Annotated in this window: 16 protein-coding genes; all 16 read left to right on the top strand. The window is 49.9% G+C overall.

All coding sequences use genetic code 11. From position 1 onward, the window contains the following. Positions 1 to 89 precede the first annotated feature (89 nt). The 16 genes from uvrB (at position 90) to ACM6JA_RS28850 (ending at position 15,219) form a co-directional block, all read left to right on the top strand. Complete coding sequence (gene uvrB / locus ACM6JA_RS28925; RefSeq protein ID WP_007718279.1) at positions 90 to 2,066, top strand: excinuclease ABC subunit UvrB; 1,977 nt, start codon at positions 90 to 92, stop codon at positions 2,064 to 2,066. 15 nt (positions 2,067 to 2,081) lie between these two features. After that, positions 2,082 to 4,949 (top strand): excinuclease ABC subunit UvrA, encoded by a 2,868-nt coding sequence (gene uvrA, locus ACM6JA_RS28920; protein ID WP_414855178.1) that lies wholly within the window; start codon positions 2,082 to 2,084, stop codon positions 4,947 to 4,949. 66 nt (positions 4,950 to 5,015) lie between these two features. Beyond that, entirely contained in the window at positions 5,016 to 5,648 is a 633-nt protein-coding gene (locus ACM6JA_RS28915) for an HD domain-containing protein (RefSeq protein ID WP_414855177.1), read from the top strand. A gap of 39 nt (positions 5,649 to 5,687) precedes the next feature. Next, positions 5,688 to 6,056, top strand: coding sequence for a phage holin family protein (locus tag ACM6JA_RS28910; RefSeq protein ID WP_047069714.1), 369 nt, complete (start codon positions 5,688 to 5,690; stop codon positions 6,054 to 6,056). 155 nt (positions 6,057 to 6,211) lie between these two features. After that, a complete protein-coding gene (hprK, locus tag ACM6JA_RS28905) occupies positions 6,212 to 7,147 on the top strand; it encodes an HPr(Ser) kinase/phosphatase (protein ID WP_007718288.1) in 936 nt (311 codons plus the stop codon). Between the two features lie 15 nt (positions 7,148 to 7,162). Continuing rightward, the gene (locus tag ACM6JA_RS28900; RefSeq protein ID WP_007718291.1) at positions 7,163 to 7,666 is read left to right on the top strand and encodes an acyltransferase; all 504 of its coding nucleotides are present in this window, start codon (positions 7,163 to 7,165) and stop codon (positions 7,664 to 7,666) included. Positions 7,667 to 7,847: 181 nt separating this feature from the next. Beyond that, positions 7,848 to 9,023, top strand: a complete 1,176-nt coding sequence (locus tag ACM6JA_RS28895) for an ATP phosphoribosyltransferase regulatory subunit (RefSeq protein ID WP_414855176.1) — start codon at positions 7,848 to 7,850, stop codon at positions 9,021 to 9,023. A 3-nt stretch (positions 9,024 to 9,026) separates the two neighbouring features. Then, positions 9,027 to 9,674: an ATP phosphoribosyltransferase gene (gene hisG / locus ACM6JA_RS28890; protein ID WP_007718296.1), complete on the top strand. Its 648-nt coding sequence runs from the start codon at positions 9,027 to 9,029 to the stop codon at positions 9,672 to 9,674. A 19-nt stretch (positions 9,675 to 9,693) separates the two neighbouring features. Then, on the top strand, positions 9,694 to 10,992 hold the full coding sequence (gene hisD / locus ACM6JA_RS28885; RefSeq protein ID WP_414855175.1) for a histidinol dehydrogenase: 1,299 nt from the start codon (positions 9,694 to 9,696) through the stop codon (positions 10,990 to 10,992). Then, positions 10,989 to 11,588, top strand: a complete 600-nt coding sequence (gene hisB, locus ACM6JA_RS28880; RefSeq protein ID WP_007718302.1) for an imidazoleglycerol-phosphate dehydratase HisB — start codon at positions 10,989 to 10,991, stop codon at positions 11,586 to 11,588. Before hisD ends, hisB begins: the two co-directional genes overlap by 4 nt. Before the next feature lies 1 nt (position 11,589). Then, complete coding sequence (gene hisH, locus ACM6JA_RS28875) at positions 11,590 to 12,204, top strand: imidazole glycerol phosphate synthase subunit HisH (protein ID WP_414855174.1); 615 nt, start codon at positions 11,590 to 11,592, stop codon at positions 12,202 to 12,204. Next, positions 12,201 to 12,950, top strand: a complete 750-nt coding sequence (hisA, locus tag ACM6JA_RS28870; RefSeq protein WP_414855173.1) for a 1-(5-phosphoribosyl)-5-[(5-phosphoribosylamino)methylideneamino]imidazole-4-carboxamide isomerase — start codon at positions 12,201 to 12,203, stop codon at positions 12,948 to 12,950. The genes hisH and hisA overlap by 4 nt, the downstream gene beginning before the upstream one ends. After that, positions 12,940 to 13,698: an imidazole glycerol phosphate synthase subunit HisF gene (gene hisF, locus ACM6JA_RS28865; RefSeq protein ID WP_414855172.1), complete on the top strand. Its 759-nt coding sequence runs from the start codon at positions 12,940 to 12,942 to the stop codon at positions 13,696 to 13,698. The genes hisA and hisF overlap by 11 nt, the downstream gene beginning before the upstream one ends. Next, entirely contained in the window at positions 13,695 to 14,339 is a 645-nt protein-coding gene (gene hisIE, locus ACM6JA_RS28860) for a bifunctional phosphoribosyl-AMP cyclohydrolase/phosphoribosyl-ATP diphosphatase HisIE (protein WP_414855171.1), read from the top strand. The genes hisF and hisIE overlap by 4 nt, the downstream gene beginning before the upstream one ends. A 159-nt stretch (positions 14,340 to 14,498) precedes the next feature. Beyond that, entirely contained in the window at positions 14,499 to 15,065 is a 567-nt protein-coding gene (locus ACM6JA_RS28855; protein ID WP_414855170.1) for a GNAT family N-acetyltransferase, read from the top strand. 70 nt (positions 15,066 to 15,135) lie between these two features. Next, entirely contained in the window at positions 15,136 to 15,219 is an 84-nt protein-coding gene (locus tag ACM6JA_RS28850) for an LPXTG cell wall anchor domain-containing protein (RefSeq protein ID WP_414855344.1), read from the top strand. The last annotated feature ends 246 nt before the right edge of the window (positions 15,220 to 15,465 follow it).

Raw genomic sequence — 15,465 nt, 5'->3', positions numbered from 1 at the left:
ACGTTTGTTCGAATTTTGGGCTTAAACTAGCTGAAATTGTGTTATAATGGAAGTAGAAACAGTCATGCTATGAGGAGATGAACGAGGGAATGGAGCGTTTTGAATTGGTATCGGAGTTTCAACCGTCCGGTGACCAGCCGACCGCCATTGCCGAGCTGGTGGCAGGGTTACAGGCTGGCAAGCGACACCAGACATTGCTGGGTGCGACGGGAACGGGAAAGACTTATACGGCTGCCCAGGTAATTGCTCAGGTGAACAGGCCAACACTCGTGATGGCACACAACAAAACTCTGGCCGCTCAGCTTTGTGCAGAGTTTAAGGAGTTTTTCCCGAACAACGCGGTGGAATACTTCGTCAGCTACTACGATTACTATCAACCCGAAGCATACATTCCCCAATCGGATACGTTTATTGAAAAAGACTCGAGCATTAACGACGAGATCGACAAGCTCCGTCACTCCGCTACCAGTGCGTTGTTTGAACGCCGAGATGTGATCATCGTTGCCTCCGTCTCCTGCATTTACGGATTGGGTTCTCCCGAGGAGTATCGGGAGCTGCTCTTGTCTTTACGTGTTGGCATGGAAACAGGACGGGACGAGATTTTGCATCGTTTGGTCGATATCCAGTACACACGCAACGATATCAACTTCACGCGCGGTACGTTCCGTGTGCGGGGGGACGTCGTGGAGATTTTCCCTGCCTCAGAGAGTGAGCAGGCGATTCGCGTTGAGTTTTTTGGAGATGAAATAGAGCGGATTACTTCGATTGACGTACTGACCGGCGAGATTCTGGGACAGCGTGATCACATTGCCATCTTCCCTAAATCTCACTACGTGACGCGCGAGGAAAAAATGAAGCTGGCTGTCCAAAGCATCGAGGCCGAGCTGGAAGAAAGACTGAAAGAATTCCGTGATGCAGGTAAGCTCCTGGAAGCACAGCGACTGGAGCAACGTACACGGTACGATATTGAGATGATGATGGAGATGGGCTTTTGCTCCGGTATTGAAAACTACTCGCGCCATCTAACGGGACTGCCTGCCGGGCATGCTCCTTATACCTTGCTAGATTACTTCCCAGAAGATTTTATCGTCATGATGGATGAGTCGCATATGACCTTGCCGCAGGTTCGGGGGATGTATAACGGTGACCGTGCACGGAAGGATGTACTGGTCGATCACGGATTCCGTCTGCCCTCTGCACGCGATAACCGTCCACTCAAGTTCGAGGAGTTTGAAGGAAAGCTGAAACAAGCGATCTACATTTCGGCTACACCTGGTCTTTATGAGCTGGAACACAGTCCGGAAATGGTACAGCAGGTGATTCGTCCGACAGGCTTGATTGATCCAACGGTTACGGTACGTCCGATCAAGGGACAGATTGACGATTTGATTGGCGAAATTCAAGCCACAATTGCGAAAAATGAGCGGGTTCTCGTCACGACTCTGACGAAGAAAATGTCTGAGGATTTGACGGACTATCTGAAAGAAATCGGAATCAAGGTGCGTTATCTTCACTCGGATATTAAAACGATTGAGCGGATGCAGATTTTGCGTTCATTGCGCTTGGGTGAATTTGACGTGCTAGTCGGGATCAACCTCTTGAGGGAAGGTCTTGACTTGCCGGAAGTATCACTTGTAGCGATATTGGATGCAGACAAGGAAGGCTTCCTTCGCAATGAGCGTTCGCTGATTCAGACGATTGGTCGGGCTGCGCGGAACGCAGAGGGACGCGTTATTATGTACGCTGACAAAATGACAGATTCGATGACCTCTGCGATTCGTGAGACAGACCGTCGTCGTTCTATTCAGATGGCTTACAATGAAGAGCACGGCATCACGCCGCAAACCGTGAAAAAGTCCGTCCGCGAAGTGATCGAGGCGACCAAGGTAGCGGAGGAAAAAGCAGATTACTTGCCACATGCAGATTTCAAGAAAATGCCGAAGAAGGATCGCGTGGCTGTTATAGAACGTATGGAAGAAGAAATGAAGGAAGCGGCACGCAACCTCATGTTCGAGCGTGCGGCCGAATTGCGTGATTTGATTCTTGAGCTGAAGGCGGAACTCTAAGGAGAGGTTTTTTTCATGCCATTAGAACATATTGTCGTAAAGGGTGCACGTGCCCACAACCTAAAAAATGTTGATGTAGTCATTCCGAGGGACAAATTCGTCGTTCTGACGGGTTTGTCTGGCTCGGGTAAGTCCTCGCTTGCTTTTGACACGATTTACGCAGAGGGACAACGACGCTATGTCGAGTCACTGTCCGCATACGCCCGTCAATTTCTCGGACAGATGGACAAGCCGGACGTGGATTCGATTGAGGGACTTTCCCCTGCGATCTCGATTGACCAGAAAACAACGAGCCGCAACCCTCGCTCCACGGTAGGTACGGTTACGGAAATCTACGACTATTTGCGCCTTTTGTATGCGCGTGTCGGTAGAGCGGTTTGTCCGGAGCATGGAATCGAGATCCAATCCCAGACCATTGAACAAATGGTCGATCGACTATTGGAGTATCCTGAGCGCACGAAAATGCAGATTCTCGCGCCTATGGTACAAGGACGCAAGGGAGAGCACGTCAAGCTGCTCGAGGACATCCGCAAGCAAGGCTTCGTCCGTGTGCGGGTCAATGGTGAAATTACCGATCTGTCCGAAGACATCAAGCTGGAAAAGAACAAGAAGCATAACATTGAGGTTGTCGTTGACCGGATCGTCGTGAAGCCGGATGTACAGGCGCGTCTCGCAGACTCCTTGGAAACGGCACTTCGTTTAGCAGATGGCAAGGTCATCGTCGATGTAATGGAGCAAGAAGAGCTGCTGTTCAGTGAAAAGCATGCTTGCGCGATATGTGGATTCTCCATCGGGGAGCTGGAGCCGCGGATTTTCTCCTTTAACAGCCCGTTTGGTGCTTGTTCGGAGTGTGATGGACTGGGTGTCAAGTTGGAGGTAGACCCGGATATGGTCGTTCCCGATGCGACGAAGACGCTCGATGATGGGGCGATTGGCGCATGGGAGCCGAAGACTTCTACTTACTATCAACAATTGTTGGAATCAGCTTGCCGCCACTTTAACATTCGGATGGATGTGCCATACGAGGAGCTTACGGCAGCGCACCGACAAATCTTGATGTACGGCAGTGAAGGCGAAAAAATTCACTTCCGCTATGAGAACGAGTTCGGGCAAGTGCGTGAGGCGGTCGTACCGTTCGAGGGTGTCGTCATTAATCTGCAACGACGTCATCTGGAGACGAGCTCAGATTACATCCGTGAACAAATCGAAGGCTTCATGAGCCAAAAGGCGTGTCCTGTCTGCAAAGGCCAACGTTTGCGTCAGGAGAGCTTGGCGGTAAAGGTCGGGGAGCGCAGCATTTCTGAGCTGACTACGCTGTCGATTCTCGATGCGCATCAGTTTGTCGGTGGGCTGGAACTGACAGAGCGGGAAACGAAGATCGCGAACCTGATCGTAAAAGAAATCAAGGAGCGACTGAACTTCTTGATTGATGTCGGACTGGATTACCTGACACTGAGCCGTGCAGCGGGAACATTGTCTGGGGGAGAAGCGCAGCGGATTCGACTGGCTACGCAGATCGGTTCTAGTCTGATGGGCGTTCTCTACATTTTGGATGAGCCGAGTATCGGACTGCATCAGCGGGATAACGCGCGTCTGATCAAGACGTTGGAGCATATGACCAAGCTGGGGAATACATTGATCGTCGTCGAGCATGATGAGGATACGATGATGGCCTGCGATTATATTATCGATATTGGACCGGGCGCTGGCATACATGGCGGTCAAATCGTAGCGGCAGGAACTCCGGATGAAGTCATGAAGGACCCTAACTCCTTGACGGGTGCCTATTTAAGTGGGCGCAAATTCATCCCTGTTCCGATGGAGCGTCGCAAGCCTTCGGACAAATGGATCAAGATTGAGGGCGCGAAGGAAAACAACCTGAAAAACGTCACTGCGAAGCTTCCTCTAGGCGTTTTTGTTGCCGTAACAGGTGTATCTGGCTCAGGAAAAAGTACGCTGATCAATGAAATTTTGCAAAAGACACTAGCTCGTGATTTGAATAAGGCAAAGGTGAAGCCAGGTGAGCATCGCCGCATCCTGGGACTGGAGCATTTGGATAAGGTGATCGACATCGACCAATCTCCAATTGGACGTACACCACGTTCCAATCCGGCGACATATACAGGTGTCTTTGATGATATTCGCGACCTGTTTGCTTCCACCAACGAAGCCAAAGTGCGCGGCTATAAAAAAGGTCGCTTCAGCTTTAACGTCAAGGGCGGCCGTTGTGAAGCGTGCAGTGGTGACGGGATCATTAAAATCGAGATGCACTTTTTGCCGGATGTGTATGTGCCTTGCGAAGTTTGCCACGGCAAACGCTACAACCGCGAGACGCTCGATGTAAAATACAAAGGCAAGAACATTGCAGATGTGCTGGAAATGACCATTGAGGATGGCGTAGAGTTTTTCCGGAACCTGCCAAAGATTGAGCGCAAACTACAGACGATTGTAGACGTAGGGCTAGGATACGTAAAGCTTGGGCAGCCTGCTACGACGCTCTCAGGCGGGGAAGCGCAACGTGTCAAGCTCGCATCTGAGCTGTATCGACGCAGCACAGGGCGTACGCTTTACATTCTGGATGAACCGACAACTGGTCTGCATACGGATGACATTGATCGTTTGTTGAAGGTACTGCAACGATTGGTGGAAAACGGGGAGACGGTGCTAGTCATCGAGCACAATCTCGATGTAATCAAAACGGTTGATTACATCGTAGATTTGGGGCCTGAGGGTGGTACCCGTGGCGGAGAAATTGTCGGAACGGGAACACCGGAAGAAGTGGCAAAAATGGAAGGCTCTTATACGGGTATCTATTTAAAGCCGATTTTGGAACGTGATAGAGAACGGACGAATGCCAAGCTAGAGCAATTCGTTTCGAAGTAATCGAGAGACAGCCTCCCTGATTCAGGGAGGCGTCTTTGCTAGGTGGACGCATAGGGGGAAGAAAAGATGGATTATTACGTGAAGGATTCTCTTGCCGCACTACCTGCCGATCTGGTGGCAGAAGCACAGAAGCGCTTTGATGGACAAGATCCTGCTCACGATTGGCAACATAATTTGCGTGTGATGGCGATGTGTGAGCGGATTGGCCGCGAGGAAGGGGCAGATATGGAAGTGCTGCGCCTCGCTGCTTTGCTGCATGATATCGGGAGAGCAGAAGAACGGCAAACAGGTGAGTGCCATGCCGAAATCAGCGCAAGACTAGCAGGGGAATGGCTCTCCGAACGCAGTATGACGGAAGCATTCATCTCACGTGTACAGTCTGCAATTCTCGCCCATCGTTTTCGCAAAGACCGACCGCCACATACCTTGGAAGAAAAGGTCTTGTTTGATGCAGACAAGCTGGATTCGATTGGGGCTATTGGAGTGGCTCGGGTTTTTGCTTATACTGGGGTTATTGGGCAACCCATACAATCGGATGACCCCAATCAGCATACACCTTATAAGGAATACACTTGGAAGCTGCAGCGCATCAAAGACAAGCTTTTCACCAAGACTGCCCAGAAAATCGCCGAAGACAGGCATCAATTCATGACAACGTTTTTTGAGCAATGGGAATGGGAAGTAACGGGGAATCGTTAATCGTTGCGCGATTGCAAGACTGTATAGGGGGAATGCACCATGAGCCGCTGGATAATCAAAATGCTTTTAAATGGGGCTGCGCTACTTTTGATCAGCAATTGGTTCCATTCCATTTATGTAGCGAATTTCACAGTAGCACTATGGGCTACGTTGATTTTGGGGATGGTCAACACAGTGATTCGGCCGATTCTGCTGTTTTTTACTTTTCCCTTGCAAGTATTGACGATCGGTTTGTTCTGGTTTGTCATTAATGCCGTGACGTTTGCGTTGACTGCCTATTTTATTGATGGATTTGAAGTGGGGCCATGGCCTGACAACATTGGCACTGTCATCGTGGCAGCAGCACTGATGAGTATTTTTGGCTACCTCATTGAAGTTGTAGTAGGGATGAAAAAAGAAAAGAGGTAGTATGTTCGAAAAAGCCCCGTATTCTCTCAAACGAGTCGCGGGGTTTTTGCCTAATAAGGATGCTCGGTCTTATTAGGTTGTCGTAAGTACAGAGGTTTCGATACAATAGAGACACAACCATAGGGACGGAAAATCCCATGTAAGGGGGAAGCTTCATGCGTAAGACGAATGTGAGCCATCTAGTGGACCATTTCAATATGACGATCTTGAGCGGGGAAGAGGGCTTGGGGCGTGAGATTACCGTAACGGATTTGAGTCGTCCCGGCCTGCAGTTAGCCGGTTACTATTCGTATTATGCGGAAGAGCGGATTCAATTGTTCGGCTTGACGGAAATCAACTTTTTTCAAACGCTGACTCCAGAGGAACGGCTGGAACGGATGAATTTTCTCATGCAAAGTCAGGTTCCTTGCTTCTGTGTGACCCGTAATCAGATGGTGCCTGAAGAGATGATTGACGTTTCCAATCGGTTGGGGGTACCTGTACTTCAGTCCCCGCTGGCAACGACGACGCTAGTCGGGAAAGTGACCAACTTCCTGGAGAACCGTCTTGCACCAACGACGACAATTCATGGGGTACTCACAGACATTTACGGTGTCGGCGTTTTGATTATGGGTTCGAGCGGGATCGGGAAGAGTGAAGCCGCACTTGAGCTTGTAAAGCGCGGACACCGACTCGTAGCAGATGACGCAGTGGAGATTAAGCAGACACAGGGCGGGCAGCTAAGCGGTAGCGCTCCTGAGCTGATTCAGCATCTCTTGGAAATCCGCGGCGTGGGGATTATCAACATTATGACGATGTTTGGTGCAGGTGCCGTGCGCAATGTGAAAAACATCGAGATGGTTGTTCAGCTAGAGCTGTGGGAGCCACATAAAATGTACGAGCGGTTGGGGCTCGATGAGGAAACATTGAAGATCATGGATACCGAAATTCCGATTATTACCGTTCCTGTTCGACCAGGACGAAACTTGGCAGTCATCATTGAGGTTGCAGCGATGAACTTCCGTCTGAAACGGATGGGTTACAACGCAGCGATGCACTTCACACGGAAACAGTCGAATGCCATTTTAGAAGATGCCGATTCTGATTTGTAGGAGAAAGAGACGCATATGAGGAAGACAACACGTTATCCCGTAAATGGGGTAAATCCGCTTTGGCACATGTATCAAACGGTAAGCTTCTGGAAAGTCATGAAAAATTTTATCGTCATCCAACTCTCCAGGTATACGCCGATCGTTTCGTGGAAGAACTGGATGTACCGAACATTTTTGCGTATGGAAGTAGGGCAGCATAGTGCTGTTGCGTTGATGGTGATGATGGACATTATGTTTCCTGAGAAAATCAAGATCGGTCGTAATTGCGTGATCGGGTACAATACGACCATACTTGCGCATGAATATTTGATAGATGAATACCGTTTGGGAGAAGTGATTATTGAGGATGCTGTCTTGGTGGGGGCCAACACTACCATTTTGCCGGGAGTAACGATAGGCAAAGGGGCCATTGTCGCAGCGGGAACGGTTGTTCATAAAGATGTCCCGCCTGGTGCCTTTGTAGGTGGAAACCCCATGCAGCTCATTCGAACGAAAGCTTCAGAGGAAGAAGTCATGTAGCGTCTCTTCCATTATGATCAGCCGTCAGGAGTTTATCCTGGCGGTTTTTAGTTTTGTGTTAAATTTTCCGACTATTCTTATCTTGGTTGACCTAAGATTCTCGACGTGGTAATCTTCTTCATAACACTTTAGTTTATTACCATATTAGCAGAGTAAAGCGAATGTGATGGAGGGAACAAGGATGGCAAAACCCTTGGGATTCGAAAAGCCGCTCGGGATGCGGGACATACTGCCGGAATCACTGGCGAAACAACGGCACTTGGAGCGGGAGCTGCGGAAGTGTATCGAGCGATGGGGCTATGACGAAATATCCACACCCTCTCTGGAGTACTTCGATACGGTAGGAGCAGCAAGTGCGACACTAACAGACCGGATGTTTCGCCTCCTGGATAAACAAGGCCACACCGTAGTCCTGCGTCCGGATATGACAACGCCAATTGCAAGGGTTGTTTCCTCCCTTTATAAAGATGTTCCATTGCCAATTCGGTTGTATTACCAGGCAAATGTGTTTCGGGCACAAGAAAAGGAAGCGGGACGGAATGCGGAGTTTTCTCAAACCGGGATCGAGCTGATCGGAGATGCGTCTGTCGATGCGGATGCGGAAGCCATTGCACTTGCTGTGTTTTGCTTGCGGGTAGCAGGTGTAGAGACGTTTCGCATTGCCATTGGGCATGTCGATTTCGTAGACGGTCTTTTGGAGGAAGAGATTGAGGATGAGTATGTTCGCAATCAATTCCGTCAGTTTTTGTACGAGCGGGACTTCGTTGGCTTCCGGCAACTACTAGCAACAGTAGACATCCCTACAGAGGCAAAAAGCCGATTGGAAGCCTTGCTACGCCTGCAAGGGGGAAAAGGGAAGATTGAAGTCGCGCGTGAACTGGCAGGCAACGGAAAGGCAAGGAGGGCAGTCGAGACGATTGCTTCCTTGTGGGAGTCGTTAGAAGCCTACGGAGTGACGGAGGATTTGTTGATCGATTTCAATCTGATCATCAATTTGAACTACTATACAGGCATCGTTTTTGAAGGGTACGCGGCAGACCTGGGCTCCCCACTATTGGGCGGAGGACGCTACGATCAGTTGCTCTCCCAATTTGGGCGTGCGGCATCGGCCACAGGCTTTGCGATCAAGATGGATCGGCTGCTTCAGGTCACTCCTTTCGAAAAACGGCAAGCACCTGCGCGAGTTTTGCTTGTATACACCGAGGATTGCCGCGGCGCCGCTTTGGCAGAGGCACAGCAATTGCGTGAGAACGGGCTCGTGGTGGTGGCACGTCTCGTTTCCAGAATAGATGAGAAACAGGTTGGACAAGAAGCGGGATATACCAAGGTCATTTGCATGACGCAACAGGAGGAGTAGGAGATGGCACTCACGAAAAACGACCAAAAGCTGACGATCGCCATGCCAAAAGGGCGGATTTTTGAAGAGGCCGTCCACTTCCTCCAGCAGGCTGGTTTGCAGGTCACTGCGGATCTACAAGATTCTCGTAAACTGATTATCCCTGTGGAAAATGCCAAGCTTGAATTCATTATGGCGAAGCCTACCGATGTTCCTACTTATGTAGAGTATGGGGTGGCTGACGTTGGAGTGGTTGGCAAGGATGTTTTATTGGAAGAAGAACGAGATGTTTACGAGCTGTTGGATTTGCATATCGGCTATTGTCGCATGATGGTAGCAGGTCTGCCAGATTGGAAACCGACAGAAGCGCTGCGTGTTGCGACGAAATATCCGAAGATTGCGTCACGTTATTTTCGTGAGCAGGGACAGCAGGTAGAGGTAATCAAGCTGAATGGTTCAGTGGAGCTTGCACCGATGATTGGACTGGCTGATCGTATTGTGGATATTGTCTCAACAGGTAGGACATTACGGGAAAATGGCTTGGTCGAACTGGAGAGCATTTGTGAAATTACGACGAGGCTGATTGCCAATCGAGCCAGCTATCGGATGAAAAGTGAAGCGGTGGACGAGATCGCCGGAAAATTTTTAGAGGTCATTCCTCGCGGGAACTAGAGAAAAAGGGGAGACAGCCATGCGTATCATGTCAGCCAGCCAGTATGACGGGAAACGATCGGTAGACGCAGGGACGAGAGAACAGCAAGAAGCGGTGAAGGCGATCCTCACCTCGGTTCGCCAGCAAGGGGACGAAGCGCTGCGCTATTACACAGAACGATTTGATCGTGTGCTTCTACAAAACTTCCGTGTGAGCGAAGGCGAATTTGCAGAAGCAAGTGCGCTCGTTTCTCCACAAGTCAAAGCGGCATTGATAGAAGCAGCCGAAAATATTCGGGCATTTCACGAGCGACAAGTCCGTCAGTCCTGGTTTACCACCAGAGAGAGTGGCACCTTGTTAGGCCAACTGATACGTCCATTGCAGCGCGTAGGATTGTATGTACCAGGCGGAACGGCAGCTTATCCTTCCAGTGTATTGATGAATGCCATCCCTGCTAAAATCGCAGGTGTTCCACAAGTTGTCATTACGACACCACCAAGAGCGGACGGGAAAATCAATCCTGCGATACTCGTTGCGGCCCAAATTGCAGGTGTGACCGAGATATATAAGGCAGGTGGGGCACAGGCGATCGCGGCATTGACCTACGGAACGGAGCAAATCAAAGCAGTTGATAAAATTGTTGGGCCCGGTAATATTTTCGTGGCACTGGCAAAGCGAGAAGTTTTCGGATTGGTCAGTATCGACATGGTGGCAGGGCCAAGTGAAATTGCGGTGATCGCAGATGAGACGGCCAACCCGCGATACGTCGCGGCAGACCTGCTGTCTCAGGCCGAGCATGATCCGATGTCAGCCGCAATATTGGTTACGACATCGCAATCGTTGGCGGAGCAGGTGTCACAGGAAGTCGAGCGACAGCTTGCCGACCTTCCACGTAAAGCGATTGCGGAAGCGGCGATACGCGACTACGGCGCTATTTTACTCGTCGACGATTTGGAAGAAGGTTTTGCCGTTATCAACCGTATCGCACCTGAGCATTTGGAAATCATGGTGGCGGAGCCGTTTGAGCATCTCGGAAAAGTGGAAAATGCAGGTGCGATTTTCCTCGGCCCATACAGCTCAGAGCCAGTCGGCGATTATTTTGCTGGTACCAATCATGTGATTCCTACGAATGGAACGGCGCGTTTTTCCTCGCCATTATCCGTCGATGATTTTATTAAGAAGTCTAGTGTTGTTTCCTACAGCAAACGAGATTTGCGAGACAATGGACATAAAATTGTGGCACTGGCAGAGCAGGAAGGATTGTCTGGGCACGGTCGAGCGATCCTTGCGCGATTGCGAGATTTTGAGAGTGAAGAGCAGGAGAGTGAAAAGAGATGAGTGAAGGGAAACAACGTACAGCACAGATCGAACGCAATACGAATGAGACGCAGATCGCGCTTTCCTTTGGTGTAGACGGCGCGGGTGAGAGCAAGCAAAATTCGGGTGTTCCGTTTCTGGATCATATGCTAGACCTGTTTACCCGACACGGACATTTTGACCTGACTGTCAAGGCTAAGGGAGATATCGAAATCGACTATCACCACACGGTGGAGGATATCGGGATTTGTCTTGGGCATGCTCTGCGGGAAGCGTTGGGAGACAAGAAAGGCATCAAGCGTTATGGAAATGCGTTTGTCCCGATGGATGACGCGCTCGCGCAGGTCGTCATTGATATCAGCAACCGTCCTCATCTGGAATATCGCGCTACGTACCCTACAAATATGGTTGGTCAGTTTCCGACGGAGCTGGTGCACGAATTTTTATGGAAACTCGCACTGGAGGCACGGATCAATCTGCATGTGATCCTGCACTACGGTCACAATACGCACCACATGATCGAGGCGATTTTCAAAGCGCTGGGCCGTGCACTGGATGAAGCGACGACGATCGATCCGCGTGTAAAAGGGGTCCCGTCAACAAAAGGGGTTTTATAGTATGATCGGCATCATCGATTACGGCATGGGGAATTTGTACAGCTTGAGCAAGGCGTTGGAAAGGCTGGGCTATTCGTACAAGTTCGTATCGCAGGCTGAGCGTCTGCAAGAATATAGCGGGTTGATTTTGCCGGGAGTGGGGGCGTTCGGAGATGCTATCACCAACATACGTGAGCTTGGATTAGAGCAAGCGATCAAGGGATACGCAGCATCAGGTCGTCCGATCTTGGGCATTTGTCTCGGCATGCAGCTTTTATTTGAGAAAAGTGCGGAACATGGCGAGCATACGGGTTTGGGACTGCTCGGTGGTGAGGTCGTTCGTTTTCGCGGGGATTACAAGGTACCGCACATGGGATGGAACCAACTGATAATAAAGCAAAAGCAACCGTTACTAAACGGTGTGCAGGATGGTGATTACGTCTACTTTGTCCATTCGTATCATGTCTTGTGCCAGTCTGATGTCTTGCTTGCGACAAGTGACTATCACCAGGAGGTCACAGCCATTGTGAATCGTGACAACGTATACGGTATGCAGTTTCACCCGGAAAAGAGCGGAGAGACAGGAATGCTGCTGCTGCGTAACTTTGCCGTTCAATGCGAGGGGGTTTTGACATGAGCTTTATCGTTTATCCGGCGATCGATATTCGCGGGGGCAAGTGTGTTCGACTTTTCCAAGGAGATTACGGGCAAGAGACAGTGTACGCTGATTCACCGCTCGCGATGGCGAAGCGCTGGGTAGAGCAAGGGGCGTCCTGGGTTCATCTCGTAGATTTGGATGGGGCAAAGGAAGGAAAGCCTGCAAATGCAGCGCTTATCAAAGAGATAGCGCGCTCGATCCCTGTACCTGTGCAGGTTGGAGGCGGCATTCGAACAGAAGAGCAGATCGCGGACTATTTGGAAGCGGGTGTTTCGCGAGTGATTGTCGGGACTGCAGCTATCGAAGACGAGCCTTTTACGAAGCGAATTCTTCAAAACTATGGGGACAAAATCGCGATTGGTCTAGACTGCCGGAATGGACTGGTGGCTACCAGAGGTTGGTTGACCACGACAGATGTGCAAGCGACAGAGCTTGCCAAGCGGTTGGTTACGTATGGCGCCGAGACGTTTATTTACACCGATATCGCCCGTGATGGCACGATGACAGGACCCAATGTAGAAGAAATTGCAGCCTTGGCGATGGCTACAGGTAAATCGGTGATTGCCTCGGGAGGTGTCAGCCAACTGGACGACTTGTTGACGCTGGCTGCCCATGCTTCAGACGGAGTCTCTGGTGCCATTGTTGGCAAAGCACTCTACACGGACGCTTTTACATTGGAAGAAGCGCTCCAGCGTATGGAGGGGCGTGAAGCGAATGCTGGCTAAACGAATCATCCCGTGTCTCGATGTAAAAGACGGACGGGTGGTAAAAGGTGTGCAGTTCGTCGGACTTCGCGATGCAGGAGACCCGGTTGAACTGGCAAAAAAGTATAGCGAGGAAAGAGCAGACGAGCTGATCTTTCTCGATATTTCTGCGTCCCACGAAGGGCGCAAGACGATGGTGGATGTCATCGAAAAAACGGCCGCAAACATTACGATTCCTTTCACGGTTGGTGGTGGCATTAACAGCGTCGACGATATGAAAAGGATATTGCGTGCGGGTGCGGACAAAATCTCGTTGAATACAGCGGCTGTTTTGCGTCCAGAATTGATCCGTGAGGGAGCGACGGTCTTCGGCTCACAATGTATCGTCGTGGCGATCGACGCGAGAAATGTCGGGGAAGATCGCTGGGAAGTGTATACCCACGGTGGACGGAATGCGACGGGTAGGGATGTCATCCGTTGGGCGCAGGAGGCAGAAGCGCTGGGAGCGGGCGAAATCCTTTTGACCAGCATGGATGACGATGGGGAAAAGAAAGGCTTTGGACTCGAATTGACCAAGCGGGTATCAGCAGCGGTCGGGATTCCGGTCATTGCTTCTGGTGGAGCGGGCTCGAGGGAGCATTTTTACGATGTGCTGACTCAGGGAAAGGCAGATGCAGCGCTGGCCGCATCCATTTTTCACTATGACGAGACGTCGATTCACTCGGTGAAAGAGTATTTGCAAACCAAAGGAGTTGTCGTACGACCATGACAGGAGCAGAAGCGTTTGCAGTGGAAAAATTGCGTTTTGACGAAAAGGGTTTGATCCCTGTCATCGTGCAGGATGCCGGAAGCAAGACAGTCTTGACGCTTGCCTATATGAATGAAGAATCGCTACAAAAGTCATTGGCGACCAAAGAAACATGGTTTTGGAGCCGTTCCCGACAACAATTGTGGCATAAGGGTGAGACCTCGGGTCATACACAGCGGATTGTCTCTATGCAGTATGATTGCGATGGAGATGCACTGGTTGTGATGGTCGAGCCGAAAGGGCCTGCTTGTCATACGGGAGCGTACAGCTGTTTCTCGCAGGAAGTTTTCTCCGATACAGAAGATGAGCCGGTACAAGCAGATCGGTTTGCGATCTTGAGTGAGCTGGAAGAATTGATTGCTGCCCGGGAGGCAGAGCGCCCGGAAGGTTCCTACACCACCTACTTGTTCGAAAAAGGCGTAGACAAAATCCTGAAAAAGGTCGGGGAAGAGGCTGCCGAGGTCATTATTGCAGCGAAAAATCGAAGTCGTGAGGAGCTTCGGTACGAGGCCTCTGATCTGATCTTTCACTTGATGGTTTTGTTACGCGAGCAAAAGCTGCCGCTGGATGAAGTACTGACGGAGCTTCAGAGGCGTCGCTAACAAATGAAGTAATAACCACCTCTGTTTCCAGAGCGTGGTTTTTTTGTTAGAATAATCGGTATCTTACTTCGAAAGGTGTGGTGACCATGAACAAATTCAAAATCACTTCAAACCAAAGAGACTCCATTTTCAAACACCAATCGAAGGGTAGGATACTTAATGATCAAAGGGAATTTAGTAGAATTACGACCAGTTATTGCTGAGGATATGGAGAGACTGTTCCATTGGCGCAACGATGAAGAAGCAGCCAAATGGGCAGCGGGCTCAGGCCTGGTAACCTATAGTTATGTTTCACTCGACTCACTGAAAGCCATGTATGAGGAAAACGTTCGCGCTTCACGGCCGGATGATAAATTAAAGGGTTTTGTATTCTCTGTCTATACCGTGGACGGAGAACACATCGGCAATTGTGATTACCGAGATGTGAATCCCATTACGCGGACAGCCACAATTGGCATTGCGATCATGGCGAAAGACTATTGGAGCAAAGGCTACGGTACAGATACATTGCGTCTCCTGCTCGACTTCCTCTTTTCCAAGCTGAACTTGAATCGGGTGCAGCTGGATACGTGGAGCGGAAATACGCGTGCCATTCGCGCGTATGAAAAATCAGGCTTTGTGATAGAAGGGCGACTGCGCCAAAATGAATATGTAGATGGGCAGTATTACGACACCATCATGATGGGGCTGTTGCGCGAAGAGTTTTACCAGCGAGCAAAGGAATAGGTCTCCTGTTGCTCTTTCGCTAGTGGCAATTGCATAGGGGATCTTGTTCATCTTTCCGGAATGGTTGGCGATGGGCGCGGGACTGGCTCTTATGGCTGGAGTAGGAATCTTTCAATATCGTAAGAAAAGAAACGGGTATGTAGTTCAAGCCTGAATATAGTAGAGATATTTGATAGAAAGAGCGAGATGTTTTTCTCGCTCTTTTTCCTTTCGTATCACGATATTTTAGCTGTTTCTCGTTTGCCGATAAAAAAACTTTTAAAATTACTCTTGATTTAGAATTTTATATGTGATAGATTATTCCTTGTCGCCAAGAACGACGACAAAATACGAGAAAAGAAAACGAGATTCGATAAAAAACTTCTTGACTCGCTAATAACGAACGTGATAAGATGTGAAA

Source organism: Brevibacillus sp. IT-7CA2 (assembly GCF_949767855.1).
In the GTDB taxonomy this organism is placed as follows: domain Bacteria; phylum Bacillota; class Bacilli; order Brevibacillales; family Brevibacillaceae; genus Brevibacillus.
Note: the sequence above shows the minus strand (reverse complement) of the source record. Positions and strands in the feature narration are given on the sequence as shown.

Coding starts and splice junctions, on each gene's coding strand:
- uvrB (WP_007718279.1), top strand. CDS start 90: ATGGAGCGTTTTGAATTGGTATCGGAGTTTCAACCGTCCGGTGACCAG.
- uvrA (WP_414855178.1), top strand. CDS start 2,082: ATGCCATTAGAACATATTGTCGTAAAGGGTGCACGTGCCCACAACCTA.
- ACM6JA_RS28915 (WP_414855177.1), top strand. CDS start 5,016: ATGGATTATTACGTGAAGGATTCTCTTGCCGCACTACCTGCCGATCTG.
- ACM6JA_RS28910 (WP_047069714.1), top strand. CDS start 5,688: ATGAGCCGCTGGATAATCAAAATGCTTTTAAATGGGGCTGCGCTACTT.
- hprK (WP_007718288.1), top strand. CDS start 6,212: ATGCGTAAGACGAATGTGAGCCATCTAGTGGACCATTTCAATATGACG.
- ACM6JA_RS28900 (WP_007718291.1), top strand. CDS start 7,163: ATGAGGAAGACAACACGTTATCCCGTAAATGGGGTAAATCCGCTTTGG.
- ACM6JA_RS28895 (WP_414855176.1), top strand. CDS start 7,848: ATGGCAAAACCCTTGGGATTCGAAAAGCCGCTCGGGATGCGGGACATA.
- hisG (WP_007718296.1), top strand. CDS start 9,027: ATGGCACTCACGAAAAACGACCAAAAGCTGACGATCGCCATGCCAAAA.
- hisD (WP_414855175.1), top strand. CDS start 9,694: ATGCGTATCATGTCAGCCAGCCAGTATGACGGGAAACGATCGGTAGAC.
- hisB (WP_007718302.1), top strand. CDS start 10,989: ATGAGTGAAGGGAAACAACGTACAGCACAGATCGAACGCAATACGAAT.
- hisH (WP_414855174.1), top strand. CDS start 11,590: ATGATCGGCATCATCGATTACGGCATGGGGAATTTGTACAGCTTGAGC.
- hisA (WP_414855173.1), top strand. CDS start 12,201: ATGAGCTTTATCGTTTATCCGGCGATCGATATTCGCGGGGGCAAGTGT.
- hisF (WP_414855172.1), top strand. CDS start 12,940: ATGCTGGCTAAACGAATCATCCCGTGTCTCGATGTAAAAGACGGACGG.
- hisIE (WP_414855171.1), top strand. CDS start 13,695: ATGACAGGAGCAGAAGCGTTTGCAGTGGAAAAATTGCGTTTTGACGAA.
- ACM6JA_RS28855 (WP_414855170.1), top strand. CDS start 14,499: ATGATCAAAGGGAATTTAGTAGAATTACGACCAGTTATTGCTGAGGAT.
- ACM6JA_RS28850 (WP_414855344.1), top strand. CDS start 15,136: ATGGGCGCGGGACTGGCTCTTATGGCTGGAGTAGGAATCTTTCAATAT.